Source organism: Micromonospora sp. WMMD1155 (assembly GCF_029581275.1).
Classification (GTDB): domain Bacteria; phylum Actinomycetota; class Actinomycetes; order Mycobacteriales; family Micromonosporaceae; genus Micromonospora.
The window spans coordinates 7,065,976-7,091,195 of the sequence record NZ_CP120742.1; the positions used below are offsets into that span (position 1 = coordinate 7,065,976).

Consider the following 25,220-nt stretch of genomic DNA (forward strand, 5'->3'; position numbering starts at 1 on the left):
GTCAGTCGCGTACGAGCTCCGCGCCCGCGTCGCGCCAGGCGATGATCCCACCGTCGAGCGAGCGCACGTCCGGATGACCCATCCGGGTCAGCAGAGCGGCGTAGCGGGCGGACTTCTCCCCCACCGGGCAGACCAGGAGCACCGGCTGGCGGCGACCGAACGGCAGCCCACCATGCAGCAGCTCGGCGAACAGCTCGTCGACGATGTTGACCGAGCCGTCGATGTGCAGCGCCTGGTACGCGAACGGGCTGCGCAGGTCGACGACCAGCCCTCGGCGCTCGGCGATCCACCGCTCGGCCTCCGCGACGTCCACCGTCGCCGCCTGCCGCACCTCCGCGTCGGTGACCGTGCGGAGGGAGTTGCGTCGTGGTGGCCGCCCGAACAGCTCGGGGCGTCTCTCCCGCAGGTAACTCATGTAGCTCTCCACCCGGTCGCAGACGATGAAGACCGCCGTGCGGCGTTCGGTGAGCTGCGCGTCGACGGCGCGCAGGTGGCGGACGGCGCCCTGGTATGCGCCGCCACCGGTCGGCCCGGCGAGCGTGCCGCACCGGCGTACGAGAGTCAGTAGACCGTCGATGGCGTCGTCGGCGGTGATCGTCTCGACTGCGTCGTAGACGTCGGGGTCGAAGAGGCCGACCTCGTGCACCTCGTCGATGGTGCGGATCCCCGGGATGAAGTCGGACTTGTGTGCCACCAGCCCGACGACCCGTACATCGGGATTGTGCTGGCGCAGCGCGGCCGCCACGCCGGTGGACGAGCCGGCCGTTCCGACGCAGGCGATGAAGTAGTCCGGGGCTCGGCCGTCGAGGTCCTTCACGATCTCCGGGCCGGTGCCGTTGAGGTGTGCGTCGACGTTGAGTTCGTTGAAGTACTGGTCGGTGTGCAGGTAGCCCTCGCCCGATCCGGCGAGCCGGTGGTACATCCTGGTCAGCGGGTCGTCGGTGTCGGTGGGGTCGAGGCATTCGGCCTGGCCGGGCAGCTCGTCGATCTCCGCGCCGAGCAGCAGGAGCAGGTCCTTGATCTCGGCGACCTTCATGCGGTTGGTGACGCTCTTGAAGGTGAGCCCGTGCATGCCGGCGATGACGGCGAGGGCCTTGGCGGTGTTGCCGCTGGACAACTCCACGACGGTGTCGCCGCGCTCGACGGCCTGGGTGAGCAGGGGCCGGGCCATGTTCCACGCGGCGCGGTCCTTCAGGGAACCGAACGGGTTGAGCAGCTCCATCTTGGCGTACAGGTCGATGTTGCGCAGACCGTGTACCGCGGGGTCGATGCGCACCAGCGGTGTGTTGCCGATGGCATCCGTCATGCTCTCGAACCTCATGTCGCCTCCACGCGATGGTGAACGGGCCAGTACTGCTCGTCGAGGCACCATCGCCACCCGCCGTCGTCGCGGTACAGCGCGACCTTGCGGCCGATCGGCTGGTGCAGCGCCTGCGTGGCACTGAAGTCCATGAGGTAGCCGGCGGTGTTGACGAAGGCGAGCAGGTCGCCGGTGCGGGGCCTGGAGGGGAGGAAGACCTTGCGGCGGGTGATGAGATCCGCCTCGAGACAGAGGTTGCCGAACAGGTACACCCCCGCGGGCCCCGGACCGGCCGGAGTCGTCCGGTGCAGGACGACCGGGTCCATCAGGACGCCGTGCTCCTCGATGCTGACATCCCGTGCGTTGCAGTCCAGGCGCACGATCGTGTCGCCGTCGGCCTCGTCGCGAACCTCGAGAACGCGGGCCAGGACCAGGCCGCACTGGTCGAGCAGGGCCCGACCCGGCTCGATGTGCAGGTCGTACATGTTGTCCAACAGCAGCGTCCCGAGCGGGCGGCGCTGCTCGGGCGAGAGGGTCCGCAACAACCGATCGAGGTACGCCGGCCCCGACACGGGCCGGTGGGCGGGGTACAGGTTCAGCGAACCCCGAACGTGGTCACCTTCGGCGCGCAGTCCGTAGGCGTGCCCGTTCCAGGTCAGCGGCGCACGCCTGCCGAGCACCGCCTCGGTCAACGCGGAGGTGTACCGCTCCCACTGCGCGCCGTCGGCGAGGTAGTCGACGCCGAACCCACCGCCGATGTCCACCGACCACGGTCGCAGACCGCGCCGGCGGCACTCGTCCAGCGCACCGAGGCAGCCCTCCAAGGCCGTTGCCTTCTCCGGCAGCCCGATCGTGTCGAGGTGGAATGCCACTCCGACCAGGTTCAGGGCATCGGTGTGTTTCTCGACCGCGTCGAGGATCTCGCTCGTCTCGGCGGCCGGCACCCCGAAGCGGCTGCGACGGCTGCCGAGCCGCACGCCTGTCGAGGTGAAGCCGGACAGGCGGGCCATCACCCGTACGCGCGGCAACGACCAGTCCGTGACCAGCCTGGCGAGCGTCGCCAACTCGCCGATCGAGTCGGCGCTGACGGTGACTCCGGTGCGGGCGCAGAGCCAGAGGAACTCCTCGTTCTTCGGCCCGGTCGCCATGATCCGCTGCGACACGAAGCCGGCACCGAGCGCGTGCTGCAGCTCAGCCAGCGACGCCACGTCGATGCCCGCGTCGGTGGTGGCGAGCTCGCGCACCAGGGCGCTGGATCGGTTGGCCTTGTGCGCGTAGTACATCTCACCCGAGAGGCGGTGCTCGGTGAAGACCGCACGAAATGCGGCGATGTTGTCCCTCAACCGATGCGGCAGAATCACACCGAGCGGGGATCCCATTGCGTCGGATAATTGCGTCATGAGGGCGATATCGTCGAGCACCGACTGGAGTGTCGGATCGATTCGCGGAGCCAGATGAAGGGGCAATGCGACTCCTCAGGTGAGTCGTGGTGCCACGGACGCCACCGCCCCTCGCGCCGAAAAACCCTTCGTGGCGGCGGCCTGCTTCAACGTAACCGATGTTCCGACGCCCGCCAAGGGGCGATAGACGAACGACTGAGCAAACGTCCTTACATAGTCAATCGTGCATATACGTTGATGTTATCGCCACCATTCGATGCCCCCGCGGCCTCGGCGGAAGTTCTATTTCTTCCGGTGCTCCGTCTCTGGCGCAGCAGGCAGTTGCCGGGGCCGTGACACCGTCCGCCGCGCGGTGCCCGAAGGAGACACCGCGCGGCGGTCGGATCCGGTGTGACGCCTGACTCCGGCCGGAGCGGATACCGACAGTGGCAGGTCAGGTTCGGTGGGACAGATCAGGGAAGGACGTCGAAGGTGAAGGTCTTGGCGCCAGAGCTGACGGTGGCACCGGTGGAGGAGAGTTTGCCGGTGACCTCGAAGGTGACGGCGTAGGTGCCGGCGGCGTCGAAGCCCCAGTTGGCGTGGGCGTGGGTGTTGTAGGTGACGTTGAGGCTGTCGGGTAGGCCGTTCCCGCTGTCGAAGAGCACCGAGGGGGTGCCGCCGGAGACGGTGTAGATGCTGAAGCCGGCAGGTCCGGAGACGCTGGTGAGTTTGAAGGTGACCCGGTTGTTCTGGAAGACGCCGGTGGGCACCTCGGTCGTGTTCCATCCGGCCCAGAGGAGTCCGGCGGTGCTGGACTGCGGCAGGACCCACGCCTGACCGCCCGTGCCCAGGAAGGACCAGGCCGAGCCGCCGGGCACGGTGATCTTGGCGGTGTTCGGCACCCGGAAGAGCACGTCGGCGGGGTTGCGTTCGACGGCAGTGGTGCCGGTGCCGTCCAGGACGTTGACGGTGAGCGCGCCGGCGGCGTAGTCGACATCGATCACGTCGACGTGGCCACTGGAGAGCACGACCGGTGCCGCGGCGACGGGCGTGCCGGTCCCGACGAGCAGTGCGGCAGTCACGATGAGACCGGCGATCAGCCGGCTGCGGATACGCATGGCGTTCACGCCTTGACCGTGAAGCGCAGCGTGGCGGGGGCGGAGGTCACCTGCTGGCCGGTGGCGGCCAGGGTGCCGGTGGCGCGCACGGTCACCTTGTAGTTGCCGGCCTGGTCGAACGCCCAGTTGGCGTGGGTGTGGTCACCGGCGGTCACCGTGATGGCATCCGGGAGGCCGTCACCGCTGTCGGCCAGGATGGTCGGCTGGCCGACAGCGCTTTCGGTGTAGATCGCGAGCTGGCCGGGGCCGGTCACCGACTGCACGGCCAGCGTCAGCGCGTCGCCGGTGAAGACGCCGGCTTCGATCTCCTCGGCGGCGATGCCCGGCCAGATGAGGTTGGTGTTCTGGATCTGCGGCAGGATCCACACCGTGGACGCGCCTGGGGTGCCGAGGAAGGCGAACGCGGGGTCGGCGGGGACCGTGACCTTGGCTTGGCGCTTGACGATCAGCTTGACCTCGTCGGCGCCGTACTCGACGTCGTTGTCCTCGTCGTGGATGCCGACCTCCAGCGCGCCGTCCTCGTAGGCCACGTCCACGAGGTCGAGATGGCCGGAGTTGAACACCACGGCGGACGTGGTGGCGGCCTGGGCGGGCAGGGCCGTGGCGACCAACGCCACGCCCAGGACACCCGACGCCAGTAGATGACGGATGGTGCTACGCACGAAGAGACTCCTCTCCTGCGAAGGTCCCGAGTGGACCAACGCTTAATGGAAACGATAGTCGTTTTAACTGGCCTGCGATAGGGCTGGACGAGGACTCGGCTGCGCGTCATCGTCGAGTTCCTGCCCGCCGGGGCGTCGCCACCGTCGACTCAGGAGGCCGTGTCGCGGGGCGAACAGCCAGGCGGCCAGGAAGACCGCTGTGGCGACCAGGACGATGGTGCCGCCGACCGGCGTGTCGTAGCTCCAGGACAGGTACATCCCGACGGTCGCCGATACACCGCCGATCAGGGGGGCGAGCAGCATCATCACGCCGAGCCGGTCGGTGAGCAGACGTGCCGCCGCCGCCGGGGTGATCAGCAGCGCCAGGACGAGGATGTTGCCGATGGTCTGCAGGGAGATCACCACGGCCAGGGTGACCAGAACGTAGAGCACGATGTCGAGCCAGAAGACCGACAACCCCATCGAGCGGGACATCTCTCGGTCCAGGCAGACCGCGACGAACTCCTTGTGCAGGGCGAGCACCAGGCCGAGGATGACCAGGCCGGTGCCCCCGACGACGTACAGGTCCCGGTCCGGGATGCCGGTGATCGAGCCGAAGAGGAACTGTTGCAGCGATCCGGCGTAGCCGGGGGCCTGCGAGATGATCACGATTCCGAGGGCGAAGGCGCCGACCAGGAAGACGCCGATGATCGAGTCCTCCTTCACGCGCCGGTTCTGCGAGAAGATCGCGATCAGCAGTGCGGTGGCCACGCCGGCGACGGCACCACCGACGACCAGGCTGCCCTGCAGGACGAAGGCGACCGCGATGCCCGGGAAGACCGCGTGCGCCACGGCGTCGCCGATGAACGCCATGCCGCGCAGGACGACGTAGCAGCCGATGACGCCGCAGACGATGCTGGACATGACCGCGATCGCCAGCGCCTTCGGCAGGAACGCGAGGTCGGGGTTGAGCAGGTCGGTGATGAAATCGGTGATCGACATCAGGTTGCCCTCACGAGCTTCAGCAGTGCTGAGGTGGCGCTCACCCCGAAGGTCTTCGTCCACAGCTCGGCGTCCTGTAGGTCCGCCGGCTGCCCGTCGGCGATGATCCGGCCGTTGAGCAGGACCAGTCGGGTGCAGGAGTCCACCGCGGCGACGAGATCGTGGGTGGTCATCAGCACCGCGCGGTCCTCTCTCGCCAGGCTGGTGAACAGGTCGCCCAGCAGTTCCTGGGTGGGCATGTCGAGTCCGGTGAAGGGTTCGTCCAGCAGCAGGATGCGCGGCGCGAGCGCGAGGGCGCGGGCGACCAGGACGCGTTGCCGTTGCCCGCCGGACAACTCACCGACCGGCCGGCGCCGCAACCCGGTCAGCTGTACGCGGTCCAGTGCGTCGCCGACCGCCCGCCAGTCGGCGACGCCAGATCGGCGCAGCAGGCCGATGCGCCCGGTCCGGCCGCTCATCACGGCATGTTCGACCGAGATCGGGAAATCCCAGGTGAACTCGTGACGCTGGGGGACGTAACCGATTTCGGAACGGCCGGGACGCGATGGCTTGCCCTCCACTGTCACGGTGCCGCCACGGGTGCGGGTCAGTGCCAGGATGGCGCGGAGCAGGGTGGTCTTCCCGGCGCCGTTGGGCCCGAGCAGCCCGACCAGTTCGCCCCGGTCCAGGTGCAGCCGGATGTCTCGCAAGACCGGCCGGCCGCCGAGGTCCACGTCCAACCCTTCGATCTCGAGTGCTCTCACGGCTGACCCTCCGACGCTGCGGCGGCCTGTTCCGTCTCGGCCCGGCGCTTCGCGCCGCGTCCGCGCAGCAGCAGGAGAACCAGTCCGACGGCGAGCAGGGCGGCCGCGCCCGCCAGCGCGATGAGCAGCAGTGTCGTGCCCATGCCCGCTGACTCGTCGTCGGCGGCCCGGTCCTCGCCAGCTGGTGCCGGCCCTGCTGCTGTGGGGATGTCCGCCGCGGCGGCGAACGCCTCGTCGGCGCTGGTGGTGTCGCCCACGGCGAAACGCAGCGTGCGGGTCGCCGAGACAGTTTCACCGTTGACCAGGTCGGCCGACGCCCGCACCGCGACCAGGTAGATTCCTGGCGCGGTGAACACCCAGTTGGCGTGGGTGTGGGTGTTGACCTCGGCCCAGAACGGCTGCGCCGTGGAATCGGCGGAGCGCCAGAGCGGCTGGGGTGCGGCGAAGTTGCCCGACTGCAGGTAGGTCGTGAGGTTCCCCGGTCCCTGTACGCCGAGCAAGGTCAGGGTGACGCCACGGTCGATGGTCTGCATCACCCGGGGGTCCTGGGTGTTCCAGCCGAGCCAGACCACGTTCTGGTTCTGGGTCTGCGGCACCACGTACACCCGCTTGCCGGCGTCAACGCCGAGGAACGCGTACGCCGGGTCGTCGGGAACGGTCTGCAACGCGGCGTCGGAAATTCGAAGCAGGGTCTCGTCGGGGTCGCGCCACACCGGTTGCGCCTGTGTGCCGTCGTGGATCAGCAGTGTCCACCGGTTGTCGACGTAGCGGGGACCGATGTCGACGTGACCGGTGGCGAGTTCGGTCCGGCCGGTGGCCAGGGGCTGGTCGGCGGCGATCGACTGGCCGAGGCCCGGTGTCGGCTCCTCGGCTCGGGCCGGGGTATGCGTCGTGGCCAGCACGATGACCGTGGCCACCGCGCACCGCAGGATGGCGCTTGTCGTACGAAGGCGGCGCCGCGCCCGTCCTGCCGTCACTGGCTCCTCCATCACTTGTCCGTGGTCAGGCAGTCGTGCAGCGATTCGGCGTTGAACCGCATCATGTCCGCGTAGGTGGTGACGTCCCGGTCGAACGTGTCGCCGTAGATCGGGCAGACCCGCAGCCCCTCTTCACGGGCCACCTCGGTGAGGGTGGTGGATCGGGCCGCCAGGTTGGGTTCCAGGAAGACGGCGGGGATCTTCAGGTTGCGGATCGTCTCAGTGAGCCGGCGGCGGTCGGCGAGGCTCGGTTCGGTGGCGGGGTTCGGGGTGACGAAACCGGAGATCTGCATCCCGTACGCCTGGCCCAGGTAGCCGAACGCGTCGTGGGTGCTGACCAGGTGCCGGCGTGACGGCGGGATGCGGGCGATGGTGTCGCGGACCTGGGTATCGAGCGTCTCCAGTTCCCGGATGTAGGCCGAGGCGTTCGCGCGGTAATCCGCCGCGCCGTGCGGGTCGACGCCGATCAGGGTGTCCCGAATGAGCTCCACATAGGAGATGGCGTTGCGGACGTTCTGCCACAGGTGCGGGTCGATCTCGCCGTGCACGTGCTTGCCGAGCACCGCCTGCGGCAGCTGGTAGACCTGGGTGCCGGGCCGGCCGAGAAACCGGAACCTGCGGTCACCGGGCACCTCCAGCAGCGCCTTGTTCGGCACCTCGATCACGGTGCTGGCCGGGTCGTACACCCGCTGGTTGGCTTCACCGCTGCCCTCCGGGTCGGCGAACAGGTAGAGCCGCCGCTCGTCGAGGTCGACGGTGACGTCGGCGTGGCCGGCGTTCAACACCTGCGCGCCTGCCATCCCTGCCACCGAGTGCGGGTCCACTCCGACGGCGAAGGTGAACGCCTGCTCACCCAGTGGGACGGGCGCGGTTTCGGGGGTCACCGCCAGGTGGGCCCGCATGGTCAGCCGGTAGACGCCGGGCTTGGTGAACGCCCAGCTCATGTGAGTGTGGGCGTCGGGTGGCAGCGTGGCGGTGTCGTCCCGGTATCCGTTGGCGGCGTCGAACCCGTCGCCGGAGTCGACGGAGAACGACGGGTTGCCGAACGACTCGGTCAGGTACGCGAGTAGCCGGCCCGGTCCGTCCGCGGCGGTCGCGCTGAGCAGCACGTCGGAGGAGCGGTTCGCGCCCTGCGCCGCACCGGTGCCGCGTACCCGCATGCCCAACCAGATGGTGTCCAGCGACACGTCCTCGACCAGGGGGATGATCTCCGCGGCGTACTTCACCGCTCCCTCAGCCAGCGAGATGTTCGGTACGCCGTCGCGCAGGTTCGCGTCCAGCGCCTTGATGACGGCCTGCTCCTCCAGCAGCAGGTAGTTGCTGAACGCCACGTCGGCGTAGACCACATCCCGGACGTCCCGCAACGACGGCTCGTAGCTGTGCGGGTCGGCGCTGTCGGGCACCAGGGACGTGACCGCCACCCGCTCACCACCGACGTTGCTCACCAGATCCCGCAGGATGCCGGTGGTCGTGACGACCTGGAGCCGGTCGTCGTCGGCGGTCAACGCCACCTCCGACCGGCAGCCCGCGATCAGCCCCACGATCAGCAGCGGCAGGACCGCCTTCCGCAGCCGTGGCGCGACCAGTGGGCTCATGCGTCTGCCGTCGCGAGGCCGGCGCGGCGGCGACGGGTCAACAGCACCAGCAGCACCCCGACGGCGACGAGAACCACGCCGGCCGCGCCGGCCGTCAGCACCCAACCGGCACCGGTGCGCGGGAGACGGCCGGCGCCGCCCTGGTCTCCCCCGTCGTCGTCTCCGCCACTCCCGGTGCCACCGCCGGAGCCGAAGCCGCTGTTCGGGTCGGTGCTGTCGCCGACGGCGAGGGTGAGCGTCTTCGTGTCGGTGACCGCCTTGCCGGCGCTGGTGGTGCCGTTCATCTGCACGGCGAGGCGGTACAGGCCGGGCTTGCTGAACGCCCAGTTGCCGTGCGCGTGGGTGTTCAGCGGAACGCTCAGTTGCTGCGGGAACGCCTTGGCCGAGTCGAAGAGCACGTCGGCCTTGCCGAACGAGCCGGTCAGGAAGAGGGCGAACCGGCCGGGCCCGTCGACGCCCTTCAGCGTCCAGGTGACGTTGCCCTTGATCCCCGAGACGACGGACTCGTGCTGGGTGTTCCAGCCGGGCCAGACGATGCCCGCCTGCTGCGACTGCGGTAGCAGCCACACGGCGTCGCCCTGCTTGCCGAGGAAGTCGGCGCCGGCCGGTACCGTGATCTTCGCGTTGTCCTTGACCTGCAGGACCACGTCGGCGGTCTCCCGCCAGACGGGAGGGCTGGTCCGGTCGTCCTTGATCCGGATCGTCCACGTCTCTCCGGACAGTTGAGGGCCCATGTCGACGTGCCCGTCGGCAATCACCTGTCGGGCACCCGTGGCGGTGGTGGCCGCCGCCTTCGCGGCCGCAGCCGGTGGGGCTGCGGCGGGTTTCGGCGCGGCTGCGGGCTTCGGCGCAGCCGGGGGTGCGGCGAGTGCGCGCGCTGCCGACTGCTCGTCGGGCCCCGGCACCTGCTTGGCGGGAGGCGCGAGCGGCGCCTGCTCGACCGGGCTGATCGCCGGCACGCGCACCCGGTACGTGGTCTCCGCGCTGACCTTCCGGCCGGAGCGCAGGGTGGCCGAGCAGGTCAGGGCCAGCCGGTAGTCACCGGCCGCGTCGAAGGCCCAGACCACCCCGCCGGTACGCGTCGCCACCGGTAGCTGCGCCGTCCGCGCCAGACCCGGGCCGCTGCCGAAGAGCGGAGTCGCCGTGCCGAGACCGGACAGGGTGTACGCCGTGAACGTTCCCGGGCCCTCGACCGAACGTACGGTGAGGGCCACCGTGTCATCGGTGACGACGCCGGGGCGTACCCCGGTGGTGTCCAGCGCTGGGAACCCGCTGTCGCCGGCGGACAGTGACCACACGGCGTGCCCCGGCGAACCGAGGAACGCGAAGCTCTTCCCTGCCGGCACTCGGCCGGCCAGCCCGCCAGCCGGGCCGAGCACCACCTCGGCCGGGTCGTGTCCGGCCGCGTCGTGGGACACCTGCGCGGCGTCGCGCAGCCGCAGCGACATCGAGTCACCGTTCAGGGCGACGGACACCAGGTCCGCGCCGGCCGCGGTGACCGCGGCCGGTTCCGCGGCTGCCGGCGCACCCTCGAGGGCCACCGCCAGTACGGCTAACGCAAGGCCGGCGGCACCGGCGCGCATGGTTCTCATCCTCATTTTTTGGCTCCCCAGACGGCTGCGTTCCAGTTCGACGTGACGCGGCTCTGACGCCGCTCGGTTCGGTTGGCGTGTCATCCGTCGTTCCGCACCGTGCGGTCGACGTCCGGCTGCCGGCTGTCCGTTTTTCGGCTGGCCTCGGCACGACCCTCCGCCCGGGCGATGGCCACCGCTCGAGCGATCTGTCGGGTCCGTCGCCGGTGGGCGGTGATCAGCGCCCAGCCGACGAGTGCGAGCACGGCCAGGAGGACCAGTTGCGGCCAGGGCACCGCCCAGACGGAGAACCGGGCTGCGTCGGCGGTCGGCTGCGGGTCGAGGACCTGGTCGCCCACGGCGGCGGGTGTGACGGCGGCGTTCACGGTCAACCGGAACAGTGGCGGCACGCCCGTCATGCGGACGGTGGTGGTCAGTTCGCCGCCGGGCAGGATCTCCGGCAGGGCCGCCCCGTCGGTCGAGCGCCGGCCGAGGCCGAACGGCCCGGCCGCGGTGAGCGTGGGCTGCCCGGTGAGCCGGACGTTGCCGGTGTTGCGGACGGTGAAGGTCGCGGTGAGCGTGCCACCGGCGAGGGGGTTCAGCGAGCCGGTGTGCCGTACCTGAAGGTTTTCGACGGTCATCGCTGGTTGCAGCTCGCCGCTCACCCGCAGGTAGATCCGCGCGCCGACCCGGTGGTCGACGGCGACCTGGTTGCCCTGTGCGTCTGCCGCCGTGGAGGCGAGCGAGGCGACTATCCCACCAACGTGGTCCCCGGGCGTGGCATTGTTCGGCACGGTGAGCGTGAACGGGATGTCCAGGCGGGACGTGGACGGGATGGTCACGGTGCCGCCGGTGAAGCGGACCCAGGCGCCGACGTCGGTGGGCTTCTGACCACCGGCCAGCAGGTCGAACCCGCCCTGCGCGGTGGTGAACGCGTCACTGGCGTACAGGTTGAGGGCCAGTGGGCGCGCCGAGTGATTGGTGACCGCGACGTAGTCGGTCACTGTGGCACCGGGGTCGAGCTTGTAGGTGAAGGCCGGGCGGCCGTTCGGGCCCTTCGCCGTCGACGGCGTCACTCCCCAGGTCACGGCAGGCTGCGCCGACGGCGCGGGAGGCGTGGGCGGTGCCGCGGCGAGCAGGACGATGCCGGTGGCGATGGCGGCGAACAGGCGCATGGATTTCGTTCCTGGATGCGAGAGGTCAGGCGGGGTGGGCGGGTGGCGGCAGCGGCCCACCCACCCCGCGGCCGTCCGGTGGCACGGTTCAGCGCCGGGCCACCGGACGGGTTCGGGCGATCAGATCGCGGTGAGGGTGAGGGTCGCGGAGTACGTCCCAGCGGCCGTCTCGGTGGGCAGGCTCAGCCGCAGACCCGCGCCCAGTTGCGCGGTACCCCGCCCGGCACCGTTCGGCGCTGCTCCCAGCACCGCGCTGTTGCCGAGACCGCCGCCGGACCCGACGACGTACGGTGTGACCTCCGGACCAGCGACGACACCCTGCCCGGCGCCCTGGGTGATCACCCGAGGGTCCCAGCCGAGGTAGCCGGAGCTGAACGTCGCACCGTCCGGCCCGGCGAAGTCCGCCGGGATCTGACCGGACGCGCTCCACCCCGGTTGCCCGGCGCGGGTGTCGGTCACCGTGACCGGGCGGAGTTCGCCGTTGCTCTCCCACCGGTCACCACCGGCGGTGAGCTGTGCCGGTGGCAGCACCACGGCACGGTCGTCCGGGTTGACGCTGATCACCAGGGAACCCTGCGTCTCGTCGATCGACGCGGTGATCGTCTGCGAGGTGCCCGGCTCCTCCGGCGGGAACGCCACCCAGAGGGACACCGGCTCGCTGGTCGCTACCACCTCGTGACCGTCGCCGTACAGCTTGGCCACGTACTCGCAGGCGTTCAGCTCCCGGGTGGCCGTGAACGAGTAGCTCGCTCCCGCCTCACCCGCGATGATGCTCCAGTCGTCAGTGCCGGGGCACCTGCTGAACCAGTGGTAGTGGTCCAGCTCGGTCTGCGGCGTCTGCACCGCGTTGAGGGTCACCGTGTCGTTGGGCTGGTACTCGTCGGCCATACCGCTGACCGACAGGCTGACCTCCGGCCCACCGCCGGACAGCTCGCCGACGACGAACGAGTAGTCGACCGGCCCGGTGCTGACCGTCGTGCCGTTGGTCAACGTCGCGTCGGCCTGGAACTTCAGGGTGTAGCTACCCAGCGCGCCGAACGTCCAGTTCGAGTGCGCGTGCGTGTGCACCGGCACGTCGATCGCGTCCGGCAGGCCGTCGTCGGAGCGGAACTTGATGATCGGACCGCCGAACGAGTCCTGCGTGAACAGCGTGACGCTGCCCGGTCCCTGCACATCGACCAGGCTCAGCCGCACCTTGTTCCCCTCGAACACCCCCGAGTCGAGCGTCGTGGTGTTCCAACCCGGCCAGAGCAGATCCGGATCCTGGGTCAACGGGAGGAGCCAGACCTGACTGCCCGCTGGCCCGAGGAAGGCGAACCGCGGATCGTCCGGTACGGCCATCGCCGCCTCCGGCAGAACCTGGAACGTCACGTCCGCCGGGTCCCGCGTCACCGAAGGGCTGACCGTGTCGTCGTTGACCTTCAACGACAGCGCCCCACCCTCGTAGTGCACGTCGAGCGCGTCGGTGTGTCCCTTGGACAACACCACCTTCTCGGCCGCCGACGCGGCGGTCGGCGCCAGCACCGTGCCGGCGACCACCACCGCCGCGGCAACCAGGGCCGCGAAACCGCGAGCCCTCACTTTCGGATTCATACCTCCCCCTTCACGCCGCGCGGACCTGCGCGGCGGTGCATGTGGTGGCATCACCAGGACGCCTTGCGCACCCCGGGCAGCTCGCCGCGCAGAGCCAGCTCGCGGAACCGCACCCGGGACAACCCGAACCGGGTCAGCACGCCGCGTGGGCGGCCGTCGATCTGGTCGCGCGAGCGCAACCGCGCCGGGCTGGAATCCCGTGGGAGCCGACTGAGCCGACGGACCGCGTCGGCGCGTACCTCCGGGTCGGTGTCCGGGTGGGCGACCAGCCGCTTCAGCTCCGCGCGCCTCTCGGCGTACCGGGTTACCAGTTCCTCGCGACGCGTCTGCCGGTTGACCAGGCTCTTCTTGGCCATCAGCGGGCTTCGCGGAACTCGACGTGCCGGCGGACGACCGGGTCGTACTTACGCAGGACCAGCCGGTCCGGGTCGTTGCGACGGTTCTTGCGGGTGACGTACGTGTAGCCGGTGCCGGCGGTGCTGCGCAGCCGCACGATCGGTCGTACGTCGGTCTGGCGGGCCATCAGAGCTTCACCCCCCGGGCGCGCAGCTCGGCGACGACCTTCTCGATGCCCTTGCGGTCCACGGTCTTCAGCGCCTTCGTCGTCAGGGTGAGGCTGACCCATCGCCGTTGCGACGGCAGCCAGTAGCGGTGGTTCTGCAGGTTCGGGTTCCACCTGCGGCGGGTGCGCCGGTGGGAGTGGGACACGGCGTTGCCGAAGCTCGGCTTCGCGCCGGTGACGTCACAACGTCGGGACACAGTGAACGCTCCTTGCTGAGGTAGACGATAACGACAACGGTTTTCAGTTCTACATCATCCGTTCGGTCAGAGCCGCATCGGGTCGGGGCGGCAGGGCCGCAGCCGGGGTGAACTGCCCGCGCCCCCCGGGGCCGCTTCGACTCGCCGACCCAGATATGCCTAGAATGACAATCGTTTTCATTAACCGTCGAGAGGAGTGCAATGTCCTCGTCACCACACGCCCCGACCCACGTCGTGGCAACGGACGCCGACACCCGCCCGTCGTTGACCGTGCTGTCCGGGTTCTGGCCGGCGGCGACCTTCGCCGTCGCTCGCGCGTTGCTCGCCACCGACGAGTCGCTGCTGCTGGTGCGGCACGACCTCGGCGGGATCCGCGACGGCGTCGTGCGTCGAGTGGTTCGCACCGGCACCGGCATCGTCGAGGACGAGCAGGTCGAGCTGAGGCACGGGTGCGCCTCCTGCACCCTGCGCGAGGACGTGCTGCCCACCCTCGTCCGACTCGCCCGCGACCATCCCGGTCGGGACCTGGTGCTGATGCTGCCCGAAGTGGTCGAACCGGAGGCGGTCGCCGCCGCCTGCGCCCGCTGCCTCGTCGACGGCGACCCGATCACCGAGGTCATCCGCGTCGACTCCTACGTCACCGTGCTCGACGCCGAACACCTGCTCGACGGCCTCGCCAGCACCGACGACCTCACCGCACTCGGCATCCAGGCCGCAGAGAACGACGACCGTGCGCTCGCCGACGTCGTGGTCCGCCAGATCGAGTACGCCGACACCCTGGTGCTGTGGGGGCAGTCCCGGGAGGGCGCCTTCGACACCAGCCGACTGTCGGTCCTGCTGCGGCGAATGGCGCCGTGGGCGGTGCACATCCGCGTCGACGGTGACCTCGTCGACGCCAGCACGCTGACCCGCCGACTGCGCCACACCCATCGACACCGACCCGAGACACCCGGGCTGCTCGCCCGCGGTCTGCAGGGCTACACGCTGGGTTCACACGAGCCGGAGTCCGACTGCGGCGTGGTCTCCGCCGTCTTCCGCGCTCGCCGCCCCTTCCACCCGCAACGCCTGCACGACGTCCTCGAACAGGTCAACGCCGAGGCGATCCGGTCTCGGGGTCACCTCTGGCTGGCCAGCCAGCCCGACACGGTGGTGGCCTGGGAGTTCGCCGGCGGCGGTCTGGCCATGGGCTCGCTCGGACACTGGTTGGTGAGCCTGCCCGAGAGCCACTGGGAGCACGTCGAGGACCAACGTCGGCTCGCCGCCGCCATGGAGTGGGACCCCTACTACGGCGACCGTCACCAACACCTGGTCTTCATCGGCCTCGACGTCGACCCCGTCGAACTGCACCGCACCCTCGCCCGCTGCCTGCTCACCGACGGCGAACTCGCCGACGGCGAGGCGACCTGGCGCACCTACCCCGACCCGTTCGCCGGCTGTTTCCCCCTCGGGGTGGAGGAACCGGCAGACACCGACACCGAAGGAGCGCGACCCGCATGAAGCCCGGAATCCATCCCGAATACCGACCTGTCGTCTACCGCGACAAGGGCGCCGACTTCGCCTTCCTCACCCGCTCCACCGCCTCCAGCGACGAGCGGATCGAGTGGACCGACGGCAACACCTACCCCGTCATCGACGTGCAGATCTCCTCTGCCAGTCACCCCTTCTGGACGGGGAGGAAGCGCCTGCTCGACACCGCGGGCCGGGTCGAGAAGTTCCGCCGGAAGTACGCCCGCCACCGGCCCAAGGCACCTGACCATCGGGGCGCTCGTCGTCGGGGCGACAGGCGTCGCGACTGGGCGACGCCGCCCGGCACGACCGGGCCCGGCGCCTGACACCGCCCGTGAGCTGGTTGCTCCGGCAGCCTGCTCACGGGCGATCAGCAGTGGTGGGTGGTCGACCAGCGCCACCACCGGAGACGCCGCGAGATCCAGACGGCGGCTTGCTCCTTGCTCAGCAGTGCGTGCTCGCCTTTCAGCGCACGCACTCGGCGCAGGTGCCGAAGATCTCCAAGGTGTGGCCGACGTCGACGAACCCGTGCTGTGCGGAAACCTGATCCGCCCACCGCTCCACGGCCGGTCCGGCCACCTCGACCGTGCGCCCGCAATCCCGGCAGACCAGGTGGTGGTGGTGCTTGCTCTGGCTGCACCGGCGGAAGAGCTGTTCGCCACCCGGCAACCGAGTCGAGTCGATCTCACCGGCGTCCACCAGCAACTGCAGTGTCCGATAGACGGTGGTCAGACCCACGCCCGCCTTGCGCGCCAGCAGCATCTGGTGCAGTTGCTGTGCCGAGTGGAAGCCCTCGACCTCGCGTAACAGCGTCAGCACCTCTGCCCGCTGTCGGGTGTTCCGGGTCACATTCGGCATCGCCTGGTTCACCGTGGCCGCCATCCTCCCGTGATCTGGGCGCCGTCGGCCTACCTCTTCCGACACCTCGCCTCGCTGCGCGTCAGACCCATTATGCGTCGTCGGGCATTACCGCACGCCGCGCCGCCTCCCCGGCCCTTCCCTGGTGCCGAGCGGCCCAGATCGGCCCGTTGCAGAAGGACGGAGCACGCCGACCATGTCACGGAGAGGTCACAACGCTCGATCACCTATCGACATCGACTACCAACACCAAGAAGGATTCGGCCAGACGTCTCCTGTCGTCTCAGGACCGGTTCTCCGGAGGAGAGAACATGAGCAGGCTCGCATCCGGAGCAGCCGGACCTTCGCCTCGGTCTTCGCGGTCGGCGCCGCGACGGTCTCCGGTGACGCCGCCACCGCGCGCACCGCGTCGTCCACCCCCGACACTCCGCGCAACCTGCAACCGCGCTGGTCACGAGCTTCTGACACAGACGGCTGACCCCTGCGGTTCCGCGACGAAGACCCGCCGCGCTCGATACACTCACATCGCTGTCACGCCATATCCACATGCCCAGCACAGAAGGGGGCGGCGTGGCCGCATCCGAGCCGACCACCTCGTCGAGCACAAGCACATCGGCCGATCCCCCGGCGATGTCCGGCGACTCCGACACAACGCCACACCCCGACGCCGTTAAGCACCAGCACGGTCAGCGGTCCCCGTTCCCCTTCGCCGGTCGGATCGGTTCGGTCGAGATCCTCGCCGCCGTGCTCGTCCTGCTCGTCTTCCTGCGCGACCCCCTGGCGAGGCTGCTGTCCGCGCCGTCGCTGGCGACCTGGACGACGGTGTTCGTCTCGGTGATGGTGCAGGCCGTGCCGTTCCTCGTCTTCGGTGTGCTGCTCTCCGCCGCCATCGCGGTGTTCGTACCCCGGTCCTTCTGGGCCCGGGCCCTGCCCAAGCACCCCGCCCTCGCCGTCCCGGTCGCCAGCGCCGCCGGGGTGATCCTCCCCGGCTGCGAGTGCGGGGCCGTACCGATCGCCGGCTCCCTGATCCGCCGCGGTGTCACCCCGGCGGCGGCACTGGCGTTCCTGCTCGCGGCGCCAGCGATCAACCCGATCGTCCTCGCCGCCACCGCTGTGGCATTCCCCAACAATCCCGAGATGGTCCTCGCCCGCGCGGTCGCCAGCCTCATCGTCGCCATGGTCATGGGCTGGCTCTGGCTGCGCCTGGGCCGCACCGACTGGATCCGGCTGCCGCGCCGACCTGATCTGGACGGGCTGCGACGCGGGGAGGCGTTCTGGTCCGCCGCGCGACACGACGTGGCCCACGCCGGCGGGTTCCTCGTCATCGGCGCGATGGCCGCGGCCACCATCAACATCGTCGTCCCCGAACAGTGGCTGCAGACCCTCGCCGACCAGCCGGTGCTCTCCGTGCTCGCCCTGGCGGCGCTCGCGGTCCTGCTGTCCATCTGCTCCGAGGCGGACGCGTTCGTCGCCGCCTCCCTGTCGCAGTTCTCCCTCACCGCCCGGCTGGCCTTCCTGGTGGTCGGCCCGATGGTCGATCTGAAACTCATCTCCATGCAGGCCGGCATCTTCGGCCGGCGCTTCGCCGCCCGATTCGCGCCGGCCACCTTCACGGTCGCCGTCGCGGTCGCCGTCATCACCGGGATGGTGCTGCTGTGAACCGGATGACCCAGGCCTGCATCATGATCTTCTTTGGCGCGGCGGTCCTGCACGCCAGCGTCACGGACCTCTACCTGCGCTACGTCAAGGAAGGGCTACGACCGTTCCTCATCGCCGCCAGCCTGCTGCTGATCGCCGCCGCGGTGATGACCCTCTGGTACGAGCTGCGCCCCGCGGCTGACGTGTCCGAGGACCAGAGCGACCCCACCGGCGAGACTCGGCGGGAGGGCGCCGAGCAGCACCCGAGCGGGTCGACGGCAGACGCCGTTCACGACGAGCACGCCCACCACGAACCACGAGTCGCCTGGCTGCTCCTCCTCCCCGCTCTCGGACTGCTGCTCGTCACTCCACCCGCCCTCGGCTCGTACGCCGCCGGCCAGGCGGGCACCGCACTCACCGCCCGGCAGGACGACGACTACGACTACCCTCCCCTGCCCGCCGGCGATCCGGCGACGATCACCGTTTTCGACTACGCCGCCCGAGCCCTGTTCGACAAGGGCCGGTCGATCGGCAACCGGCGCGTCCAACTCACCGGCTTCATCACTCCGGGGCCTGACGGACAACCCATCCTCGCCCGCATGATCCTGTCCTGCTGCGCCGCCGACGGTCGCCCGGTCAAGCTCGGAATTGCCGGCAACGCGCCCAGCGGTCTGGCCGGCGACACCTGGATCCAGGTCACCGGCCGATACTCCGACCGAGTGACCCGTGACCCCATCAACGACGAAGAGATCCCCTATATCGAGGTGGAAACCTGGCGACAGGTGACCGCGCCCAAGGATCCGTACGAGTAGCCTTCCGCAGCGCCTGGCCAGGCTGTATTCATCCGCCGGCCCTCCACTCGAAGCCGTCGAGGTCGGTGAAGGTCCCGGCGCTGCTGCTGCCGATGACCAGCCGGTGTGACCCGGTGCCGTCGGGCGCGACGCCCGCGTCCTTGGCGGCCGCACGACGGCCGTACAGCGCCAGCTTGATGTTCGAGGTGGCGAACTCGACGTACTTGCGGCCGAAGCTCTTGGCCACGGTGAGGCCGCGATCGACGTAGAACCGCTTGGTCGCGGCGACGTCGTCCACTCCCAACAGGATCACGATCTCGTCGATGTGCCGGGTGGCCGGTCCGGTGTCCTTCTTCGCCGATGTCGCGATCTTCCAGATCGTGCCGTACGGGTCGCGCAGCACCCCGCCGTAACCCCAGAAACTCTTCGCGGCCGGCTTCAGTGTCGTCGCTCCACCATCGAGGGCGGTGCCGAAGAGGCTGTTGACGGTGCCCGGCTGGGACACCACGAGCGACATGGCGAAGCCACGAAAACCGGTCGTGGGTTCCTGTGAGGCGCTGACACGCAGACGGGGGCCGAGATCGAAGGCCGCGGTGTAGAAGTCCTGGGCGGGCGCCGGATCCGGGACTTCGAGCGTGACAGAGTCGATGGCGAGCATGAGTGGTCCTTTCGGGCTGCGCGGTCCGCGATCGGCAGACCGCGAAGAAGGAGAGGTGGTCGGATCTGGCGATGCTGCTGGCGGTGACGGGCTCGGACGAGCACCGTCGCTCAGCTGTCCTGGATCAGCCCCAGCACGTTCCCGTCGGGGTCGGCGACCGTGGCCACGAGGCGACCGCCGCCGACATCGTGTGCGGCCTCGGTCACTGTGGCGCCGGCGGCGCTCAGCTCGGCCAGCTTCGCGTCGATGTCCGTGACATGCCAGTAGGCCACCGGCGCGGTCAGGCCCTGCGGTCCGCCGTCCGGCACCAGGCCGATGTGCTGGCCCGCGGCATTGAAGCCGACGTAGTAGACCGACTCGTCCGTCGGCGGCACGCCGAGCAGTGCCTCGTACACCGCCGTGGACTTGGTCAGATCCGACACCGGGTGCAGCACGGTCCTGATCCCCTGCGTGGAAGAGCTCGCCATGGTCACTCCTTGGGTCGTGGGCCTCGGCCCGGTCGGTGCGTGCTCACAGCATGTCCTCGGCACGTCCCGACCGGATCCGTGGTGACCACGGAGTCGACCACGGAACCGGCTCACGTAGAGCCGTGCGACAGAATGGGGTGGTGGTTGACGTCTCCCCTCGCGAAGCCGAGGTGCTCAGGCTGGTCGGAGACCATCTCAGCAACGCGGAGATCGCAGCGCGGCTCTTCATCTCGGTGCGTACCGTCGAGACACACGTCTCCTCGCTGCTGCGCAAGCTGGAGGTCCCGGATCGCCGGGCGCTCGCCCAGCGCGTGCGTGACGCGGCTGGCAGCGGCTCCGCGTCCCAGGCGTCGGTCCTGCCGGCTCCGCTGACCTCGTTCGTCGGCCGGGTGAGCGAGCGGACCGAGTTGGCCGAGCTGATCCGGGCTCACCGTCAGGTGAGCGCGGTCGGCCCGGGGGGCGTGGGCAAGACCCGGCTCGCGCTCGCGGTGGCCGCGCAAGCCGCTGGTGACTTCCCGGACGGTGTGTGGTTCGTCGACCTGGTTCCGGTCGCCGACCCTGAGATGATCGCAGCTGCGGTCGCCGTGTCGCTCGGCCTGGGCGAGCAGCCCGGTCGGGACATGACCGAGTCCGTTCTCGCCGCGTTGGCCGACCGTCACGCGTTGCTGGTTCTCGACAACTGCGAACACGTGCTGGACGGGGTGGCGGTCTTCCTCGAGCGGCTTCTGGTGGCGTGTCCCGCGGTGACGGTGATGGCGACCAGCCGGGCACGGCTGATGGTGCCGTTCGAGCGGGTGTATCCGGTGCCGCCGCTGTCGCTGGGTGTCGACGGCGAGTCGGACGCGGTCGCGTTGTTCATGCAGAGGGCGGCGGCGGTGGGCTGGCCGTTGGATCCTCCACTTCGCGACCAGGTCGCCTCGATATGCGCGCGGCTCGACGGGATGGCGTTGGCGATCGAGTTGGCTGCCGCACGGTATCCGATGCTGGGACTGGATGGCATCACCGCCGCCCTGTCCCATCCGCTCCGAATGCTCACCGGGGGTGCCCGCACCGATGACCGGCACCGGTCGGTTCGCGCGACGCTGGACTGGAGTCACGCCCTGCTGGAGCCTGCCGACCGGGCGCTGCTGCGCAGGGTGTCGGTCTTCGTGGCGCCGTTCACCGCTTCGGCGGCGGCGGAGGTAGCCGGGACGGAGGAGGGCATCGTCGCCGATGGGCTTGCCCGGCTCGCGGAACAGAGCCTGCTGGTGGTGAGGGGCTTCCCGGGTGGCACCGAGTACCGGGCGCTGGAACCCATCCGCCAGTACGGGACGGAGCGGCTCACCGAGGCCGGCGAGCTGGTGGAGTCCCGGCAACGGCACCTTCGCTGGTGTCTGGCCACCGCCGCTGACCTGGCCGTGGTGCGGGCGGATTGGCGTGCCCGGTTCGACGCGGTCGCGGACGAGCTTCGCGCCGCGCTGTCCTGGGCGACCGGCCGGCCGGAGCAGCGCTTGGACGCCCATCGCCTTGCCCGCCATCTGGCGGAGATGACCTTCATTCGTAACCTGATCGGCGAGTCTCAGCTGCGCTACGAGCAGGCGGCCGCGCTGGCTGTCGAGCCCGCCGCCGAGGCATCGATGCTCCGACAGGCCGCTGCGGTGGCTGGATGCCGCATGCGCGGTGATGACATGTACCGTCTTCAGCGGGCGGCCGCGCAGGCGGCCCGCCGAGCGGGAGACGCCGCAGGTGCCGCCGCCGACCTGGCGACCGCTGCCACCAACGCCTTCCGGTTCTGGAGCAAGTTCGAACTACTTCCGCCGCCGGAGGAGTCGATCGCGCTGATCGCCGAGGCGCGGGAGCTGGCCGGCGACGACCCGGCCGCCCGGGCCGCGGTGGCTCTGGCCGAGGCCGGCGTGCTCAGCGACGCCTTCGGCGCCGCACAGGGCCCACCCGACAACGCGGTAGCCGAGACGATCGCGCGCGCCGAGTGGGCCGTCCAACTCGCGCACCGTACACGCGACCCGCTTGCCGAGTCCGCCGCGCTCGACGCGCTCACCGGTGCCCAGTGCTGGGCCGGCGAGACGTTCGCCAGCGCGGCGACGGCGCGGCGTCGGGTCACGCTGCTCTCGTCCCTACCGGCCGCTCCGGCCAACACCCATGAACTGCTCGACGCTCTCGGCAACGCCACCGAGGCGAGCCTCGGCGCGGGTGACCTGCCGGCCGCCCGCCGGTGGGGACGGCAGATCGCCGACCATCCGCTGCTCGCGGAGGTCGGTCATCGTGCCACGAGTTGGTTGTTGGTGGCCGACGCGCTCGCGGGTGACACCGACGAGGTACTCGCCGGCAGTGTGCGGTTCCTCGACGCGTGGCAGCGGGCCGGCAGCCCGGCCAGATCGGTCCTCGGTCCCGCAGCAGCGGGGGTCGCGATGATCCATGGTCTACGTGACGATCGGGAGGCCCAGAGCGTCTGGGCCGCGGTCCTGAATAGGCTCGGTAGCTCACACGAACAGACCTATGGCTACGGAGCGGTCTTCGACGCGATGGTCCTGCTGCACCGGGGGCAGGCGCCAGAGGCGCTGGAGCGGATGGCTCCCGAGCCGGGCGACGTGTGGAAGTCGGTCACCTGGGTCTGGCTGCACTGGTATGTCGCGCTGCGCGCCGAGGCCGCGGTGCTCGCCGGGGGGCCGGGCGCTCGTGACCACCTGGCCGAGGCCAGGACCATCGTGGCCGGCAACGTCGTCGCCGAAGCCATCGTGCGACGAGCTGGTGCGCTGCTCGACGGCGATCAGCAGGCGTTGCTCGCTGCGGCGGACGCGTTCGACGCCGCGGGTTGCCGATACCAGTCCGCACGAACCCTGGTGCTCGCCGGTGGCGTCCATGCCGAGCGGGGCGCGGCCGCACTCGGCGACCTTGGACTCGCCCCGATGGTCTCCTGCCGACTTCAGAACACCGCGACCTGAGCGCGCGCCGGCGGGTGGGGCCTCAGCTGGTGCGACCCGGGGCGAGGACCGCACCCGTCGGCAGGCCGACGACTAGCCTGCGTCGCGGGTGCGGGCCGCGATGCGGATGGTGGTGCCGGCGGGTCCGCTGTCGACGAGAAGGTAGTCGGCCATCTGACCCACCACCCACAGCCCCATCCCGCCGGCGCCGGACAGGGGCGGTCGCTCGACGCGCGGAACATAATGAGCAGCGTTGAAGCCCCGACCCTGGTCGGTCACTTCACAGGTGAGCCGTCCGTTCAGCAGCAGACGCATCGAGCCGCTACCGCCCCCGTGCCGAATCACGTTGATCAACAATTCGTTGACCGCCGTCACCCAGTCCTGAATCTCGTCCTGGTCGAGGCCGCACCGACGACTGACGGCTTCGATCTCGATGCGGACCCGAGCGAGGTCGGTGAGGTCGAACGACGTCGAGAAGAGGGGCCTCCCGGCGGTCGGCGCATGCTGGTCGCGAGGCGGGATCGCCACTGCTTCCCCTCTCTGTGCGGCCGTCAAGGTTGATGACCGTGCCGGTGGCGGGTCGGAGTCTGCTCTCCGAGAAGGTTCACCGCACGACGGAGGCATCAATGTGACATGGGAAGGTACCCCACGTCGCGCGCGACACCGCCATCTGGATGCGGGCGCGGCGTCGGCGGGGTGTCCGCGTCTAGGCTGCCTGAGTGACCGGTGCCGAGATGGTGACGACTGAGGAGCGGCTTCGTCGTATCGAGGCGATCACCGACGCGGCGTTGTCGGGGCTGGACATCGCCGAGTTGCTCGACGAGCTTCTCGAACGGGTCCGGGACCTGCTCACCGTCGATACCGCCACCATCCTGCTGCTGGAAGGCCACACCGGCGAGCTCGTCGCGACGGCGGCGAAGGGTTTGGAGGAGGAGGTGCGCCGGGGCTTCCGCGTCCGGGTCGGGCGCGGTTTCGCCGGCCGGGTGGCGGCGACACGTGCGCCGGTCACGATCTACGACGTCACCCCCGACGACGTGGTCAATCCCATCCTGCTCGCCAAGGGTGTACGCGCCCTGCTGGGCGTGCCCATGCTCTCCAACGGAAACCTCGTCGGCGTGTTGCACGTCGGCTCGTTGACCCTGCGGCGATTCGGCCCCGACGACGTACGGCTGTTGCAACTCGTCGCCGACCGCGCCAGCTCGGCGGGTCAGGCCCGAGCACGGGTCCTCGACCGGCAGGCAGCGCTGGCCCTGCAACGGAGCCTCCTGCCCGCCCGGCTGCCCGACATTCCTGGTCTGGACCTGGCCGCCCGGTACGTACCCGGCCACGACCTGGGCATCGGCGGCGACTGGTACGACGTGTTCACACTGCCCTCGGGCTGGCTGGGCGCCGTCATCGGCGACGTCTCCGGCCACGGGTTGCCATCCGCCGTCATCATGGGGCGCATCCGCAGCGCGCTCCGCGCCTACGCACTCGACGCCGACGACCCCGCCGAGGCGCTGACCTCCCTCGACCGCAAGATCCACCATTTCGAGGCCGGCACCCTGACCACCGCCGTCTACGCCCTCATCGCACCCGACCGCACGACGGTCCACCTCTCCTGCGCGGGGCATCTGCCCCCGCTGCTGGCTGCCCCCGACCAGCCCGCCCGAGCCGTCGACCTGACGGTGGACCGGCCACTCGGTGTGGGCCGCCCGGTGACCGATCGCCACACCACGGTTCTCGACCTGCCGCCCGGCGCGGTGCTCGTCTTCTACACCGACGGACTCATCGAACGCCGCAGCGAGCTGATCGACACCGGCATCGAACGCCTCGCCAGCGCCGTACGGCCCGAGCCGGCCGAGGCGTTGTGCGATCGCATCATGGCCTCCACCGCGGAGGAGCACCCCAACGACGACATCGCCGTGCTGGTCATCGGCCGCCGACCACCAACCGACGAAGCCCTTCCGGCAGGGGCGAGCCAGTGAGTACGGGCAGCACGAACCTGGGTACGCCGAATCACCCCCGATGGGTCCGAGTCGTACGGCGGCGCGGTAGCACCAAAGCCGCCCGGCCTCACTCTCGCTAGCCGGCGGTCGCCTCACGCTGGATCTGCTCGAACTGGGCGGCCATCGCGGCGGCCAGGGCCTGCGCGGCGGACAGCGGCCGAACCATGACCGTGAAGTCGTCGATCAGGCCGCTCTCATCCAGGTGCAGGAAGTCGCAACCCTCGACGTCGACGTCACCGATCCGCGCCTGGAAAACCAGCGCGTGATCGCGACCGTCCTCGCCGCTCAGCTCACGGACGTACCGGAAGTCCTCGAACACCCGCAGCACACCCCGCAGGATCGCCGCGGTGATCGCCTTGCCCGGGTAGGGCTTGAACGCCACCGGGCTGCGAAACACCACGTCGTCGGCCAGGGTCGCCTCGATGGCATCGAGGTCGCGTGCCTCAACCGCCGCGCGAAAGTCGATCATCGCCTAAGCGTACGGGCTCTTTCGCCGTCGGCCTGTGGTCAGGCAGCCGGCATGTATCAGCGGCAACGCTACGG

The 25,220-nt window shown here is 70.0% G+C and carries 24 protein-coding genes and 1 pseudogene; 6 read left to right on the forward strand and 19 right to left on the reverse strand.

Annotated features, from left to right (window positions below):
• Position 1: 1 nt before the first annotated feature.
• The 14 genes from O7617_RS32330 to rpmB all read right to left on the reverse strand — a co-directional run bounded on the left by O7617_RS32330 (position 2) and on the right by rpmB (position 13,853).
• Complete coding sequence (locus O7617_RS32330; protein ID WP_282260379.1) at positions 2 to 1,306, reverse strand: pyridoxal-phosphate dependent enzyme; 1,305 nt, start codon at positions 1,304 to 1,306, stop codon at positions 2 to 4.
• Positions 1,307 to 1,317: 11 nt separating this feature from the next.
• Positions 1,318 to 2,679 carry a Y4yA family PLP-dependent enzyme gene (locus O7617_RS32335; protein WP_282260380.1) on the reverse strand — a complete coding sequence of 454 codons (1,362 nt, stop codon included), beginning with the start codon at positions 2,677 to 2,679 and terminating at the stop codon, positions 1,318 to 1,320.
• 473 nt (positions 2,680 to 3,152) lie between these two features.
• The gene (locus tag O7617_RS32340) at positions 3,153 to 3,806 is read right to left on the reverse strand and encodes a choice-of-anchor M domain-containing protein (RefSeq protein ID WP_282260382.1); all 654 of its coding nucleotides are present in this window, start codon (positions 3,804 to 3,806) and stop codon (positions 3,153 to 3,155) included.
• The gene (locus tag O7617_RS32345; protein WP_282260383.1) at positions 3,803 to 4,459 is read right to left on the reverse strand and encodes a choice-of-anchor M domain-containing protein; all 657 of its coding nucleotides are present in this window, start codon (positions 4,457 to 4,459) and stop codon (positions 3,803 to 3,805) included. The genes O7617_RS32340 and O7617_RS32345 overlap by 4 nt, the downstream gene beginning before the upstream one ends.
• 63 nt (positions 4,460 to 4,522) lie before the next feature.
• Positions 4,523 to 5,440 (reverse strand): anchored repeat-type ABC transporter permease subunit, encoded by a 918-nt coding sequence (locus O7617_RS32350; RefSeq protein ID WP_282260384.1) that lies wholly within the window; start codon positions 5,438 to 5,440, stop codon positions 4,523 to 4,525.
• Positions 5,440 to 6,183 (reverse strand): anchored repeat-type ABC transporter ATP-binding subunit, encoded by a 744-nt coding sequence (locus O7617_RS32355; RefSeq protein ID WP_282260385.1) that lies wholly within the window; start codon positions 6,181 to 6,183, stop codon positions 5,440 to 5,442. Before O7617_RS32355 ends, O7617_RS32350 begins: the two co-directional genes overlap by 1 nt.
• On the reverse strand, positions 6,180 to 7,172 hold the full coding sequence (locus tag O7617_RS32360) for a choice-of-anchor M domain-containing protein (RefSeq protein WP_282260386.1): 993 nt from the start codon (positions 7,170 to 7,172) through the stop codon (positions 6,180 to 6,182). The genes O7617_RS32355 and O7617_RS32360 overlap by 4 nt, the downstream gene beginning before the upstream one ends.
• Positions 7,172 to 8,755, reverse strand: a complete 1,584-nt coding sequence (locus O7617_RS32365; protein WP_282260388.1) for an anchored repeat ABC transporter, substrate-binding protein — start codon at positions 8,753 to 8,755, stop codon at positions 7,172 to 7,174. Before O7617_RS32365 ends, O7617_RS32360 begins: the two co-directional genes overlap by 1 nt.
• The gene (locus O7617_RS32370) at positions 8,752 to 10,338 is read right to left on the reverse strand and encodes a TIGR03773 family transporter-associated surface protein (RefSeq protein WP_282264932.1); all 1,587 of its coding nucleotides are present in this window, start codon (positions 10,336 to 10,338) and stop codon (positions 8,752 to 8,754) included. The genes O7617_RS32365 and O7617_RS32370 overlap by 4 nt, the downstream gene beginning before the upstream one ends.
• 89 nt (positions 10,339 to 10,427) lie before the next feature.
• Positions 10,428 to 11,501, reverse strand: coding sequence for a DUF916 domain-containing protein (locus O7617_RS32375; RefSeq protein ID WP_282260390.1), 1,074 nt, complete (start codon positions 11,499 to 11,501; stop codon positions 10,428 to 10,430).
• Positions 11,502 to 11,621: 120 nt separating this feature from the next.
• Positions 11,622 to 13,094 carry a choice-of-anchor M domain-containing protein gene (locus tag O7617_RS32380; protein ID WP_282260393.1) on the reverse strand — a complete coding sequence of 491 codons (1,473 nt, stop codon included), beginning with the start codon at positions 13,092 to 13,094 and terminating at the stop codon, positions 11,622 to 11,624.
• Positions 13,095 to 13,144: 50 nt separating this feature from the next.
• Positions 13,145 to 13,450 (reverse strand): 30S ribosomal protein S14, encoded by a 306-nt coding sequence (gene rpsN, locus O7617_RS32385; protein WP_282260394.1) that lies wholly within the window; start codon positions 13,448 to 13,450, stop codon positions 13,145 to 13,147.
• Positions 13,450 to 13,617 carry a 50S ribosomal protein L33 gene (gene rpmG, locus O7617_RS32390; protein ID WP_013287204.1) on the reverse strand — a complete coding sequence of 56 codons (168 nt, stop codon included), beginning with the start codon at positions 13,615 to 13,617 and terminating at the stop codon, positions 13,450 to 13,452. Before rpmG ends, rpsN begins: the two co-directional genes overlap by 1 nt.
• The gene (gene rpmB / locus O7617_RS32395) at positions 13,617 to 13,853 is read right to left on the reverse strand and encodes a 50S ribosomal protein L28 (protein ID WP_203118037.1); all 237 of its coding nucleotides are present in this window, start codon (positions 13,851 to 13,853) and stop codon (positions 13,617 to 13,619) included. The genes rpmG and rpmB overlap by 1 nt, the downstream gene beginning before the upstream one ends.
• A gap of 201 nt (positions 13,854 to 14,054) precedes the next feature.
• Here rpmB and O7617_RS32400 point away from each other — a divergent pair, with 201 nt between their 5' ends.
• Both O7617_RS32400 and O7617_RS32405 read left to right on the forward strand, forming a co-directional pair.
• A complete protein-coding gene (locus O7617_RS32400) occupies positions 14,055 to 15,350 on the forward strand; it encodes a GTP-binding protein (RefSeq protein ID WP_282260395.1) in 1,296 nt (431 codons plus the stop codon).
• A pseudogene (locus tag O7617_RS32405) lies at positions 15,347 to 15,586 on the forward strand (type B 50S ribosomal protein L31); the annotation flags it as partial. The gene O7617_RS32400 and the pseudogene O7617_RS32405, both read left to right, overlap by 4 nt.
• 238 nt (positions 15,587 to 15,824) lie before the next feature.
• On the opposite strand, the gene O7617_RS32410 reads toward O7617_RS32405, so the two are convergent.
• Positions 15,825 to 16,241 carry a transcriptional repressor gene (locus O7617_RS32410; RefSeq protein WP_282260396.1) on the reverse strand — a complete coding sequence of 139 codons (417 nt, stop codon included), beginning with the start codon at positions 16,239 to 16,241 and terminating at the stop codon, positions 15,825 to 15,827.
• 546 nt (positions 16,242 to 16,787) lie between these two features.
• Here O7617_RS32410 and O7617_RS32415 point away from each other — a divergent pair.
• Positions 16,788 to 17,876 (forward strand): permease, encoded by a 1,089-nt coding sequence (locus O7617_RS32415; RefSeq protein WP_282260397.1) that lies wholly within the window; start codon positions 16,788 to 16,790, stop codon positions 17,874 to 17,876.
• On the forward strand, positions 17,873 to 18,667 hold the full coding sequence (locus O7617_RS32420; RefSeq protein ID WP_282260399.1) for a TIGR03943 family protein: 795 nt from the start codon (positions 17,873 to 17,875) through the stop codon (positions 18,665 to 18,667). Before O7617_RS32415 ends, O7617_RS32420 begins: the two co-directional genes overlap by 4 nt.
• A 28-nt stretch (positions 18,668 to 18,695) precedes the next feature.
• On the opposite strand, the gene O7617_RS32425 is transcribed toward O7617_RS32420, so the two are convergent.
• Both O7617_RS32425 and O7617_RS32430 read right to left on the reverse strand, forming a co-directional pair.
• A complete protein-coding gene (locus tag O7617_RS32425; protein ID WP_282260401.1) occupies positions 18,696 to 19,304 on the reverse strand; it encodes a glyoxalase in 609 nt (202 codons plus the stop codon).
• A gap of 110 nt (positions 19,305 to 19,414) precedes the next feature.
• Positions 19,415 to 19,771 carry a VOC family protein gene (locus O7617_RS32430; RefSeq protein ID WP_282260403.1) on the reverse strand — a complete coding sequence of 119 codons (357 nt, stop codon included), beginning with the start codon at positions 19,769 to 19,771 and terminating at the stop codon, positions 19,415 to 19,417.
• A gap of 140 nt (positions 19,772 to 19,911) precedes the next feature.
• Between O7617_RS32430 and O7617_RS32435 the strand changes: the two genes are divergently transcribed.
• A complete protein-coding gene (locus O7617_RS32435; protein WP_282260405.1) occupies positions 19,912 to 22,710 on the forward strand; it encodes a LuxR C-terminal-related transcriptional regulator in 2,799 nt (932 codons plus the stop codon).
• A 72-nt stretch (positions 22,711 to 22,782) separates the two neighbouring features.
• On the opposite strand, the gene O7617_RS32440 is transcribed toward O7617_RS32435, so the two are convergent.
• Positions 22,783 to 23,244 (reverse strand): ATP-binding protein, encoded by a 462-nt coding sequence (locus O7617_RS32440; RefSeq protein WP_282260407.1) that lies wholly within the window; start codon positions 23,242 to 23,244, stop codon positions 22,783 to 22,785.
• Positions 23,245 to 23,408: 164 nt separating this feature from the next.
• On the opposite strand from O7617_RS32440, the gene O7617_RS32445 reads away from it, so the two are divergent.
• Positions 23,409 to 24,656, forward strand: coding sequence for a GAF domain-containing SpoIIE family protein phosphatase (locus O7617_RS32445; protein WP_282260408.1), 1,248 nt, complete (start codon positions 23,409 to 23,411; stop codon positions 24,654 to 24,656).
• A gap of 97 nt (positions 24,657 to 24,753) precedes the next feature.
• Here the strand turns inward: O7617_RS32445 and O7617_RS32450 are convergent, their stop codons facing one another.
• Positions 24,754 to 25,146: a nuclear transport factor 2 family protein gene (locus tag O7617_RS32450; RefSeq protein WP_282260409.1), complete on the reverse strand. Its 393-nt coding sequence runs from the start codon at positions 25,144 to 25,146 to the stop codon at positions 24,754 to 24,756.
• Positions 25,147 to 25,220: the final 74 nt, after the last annotated feature.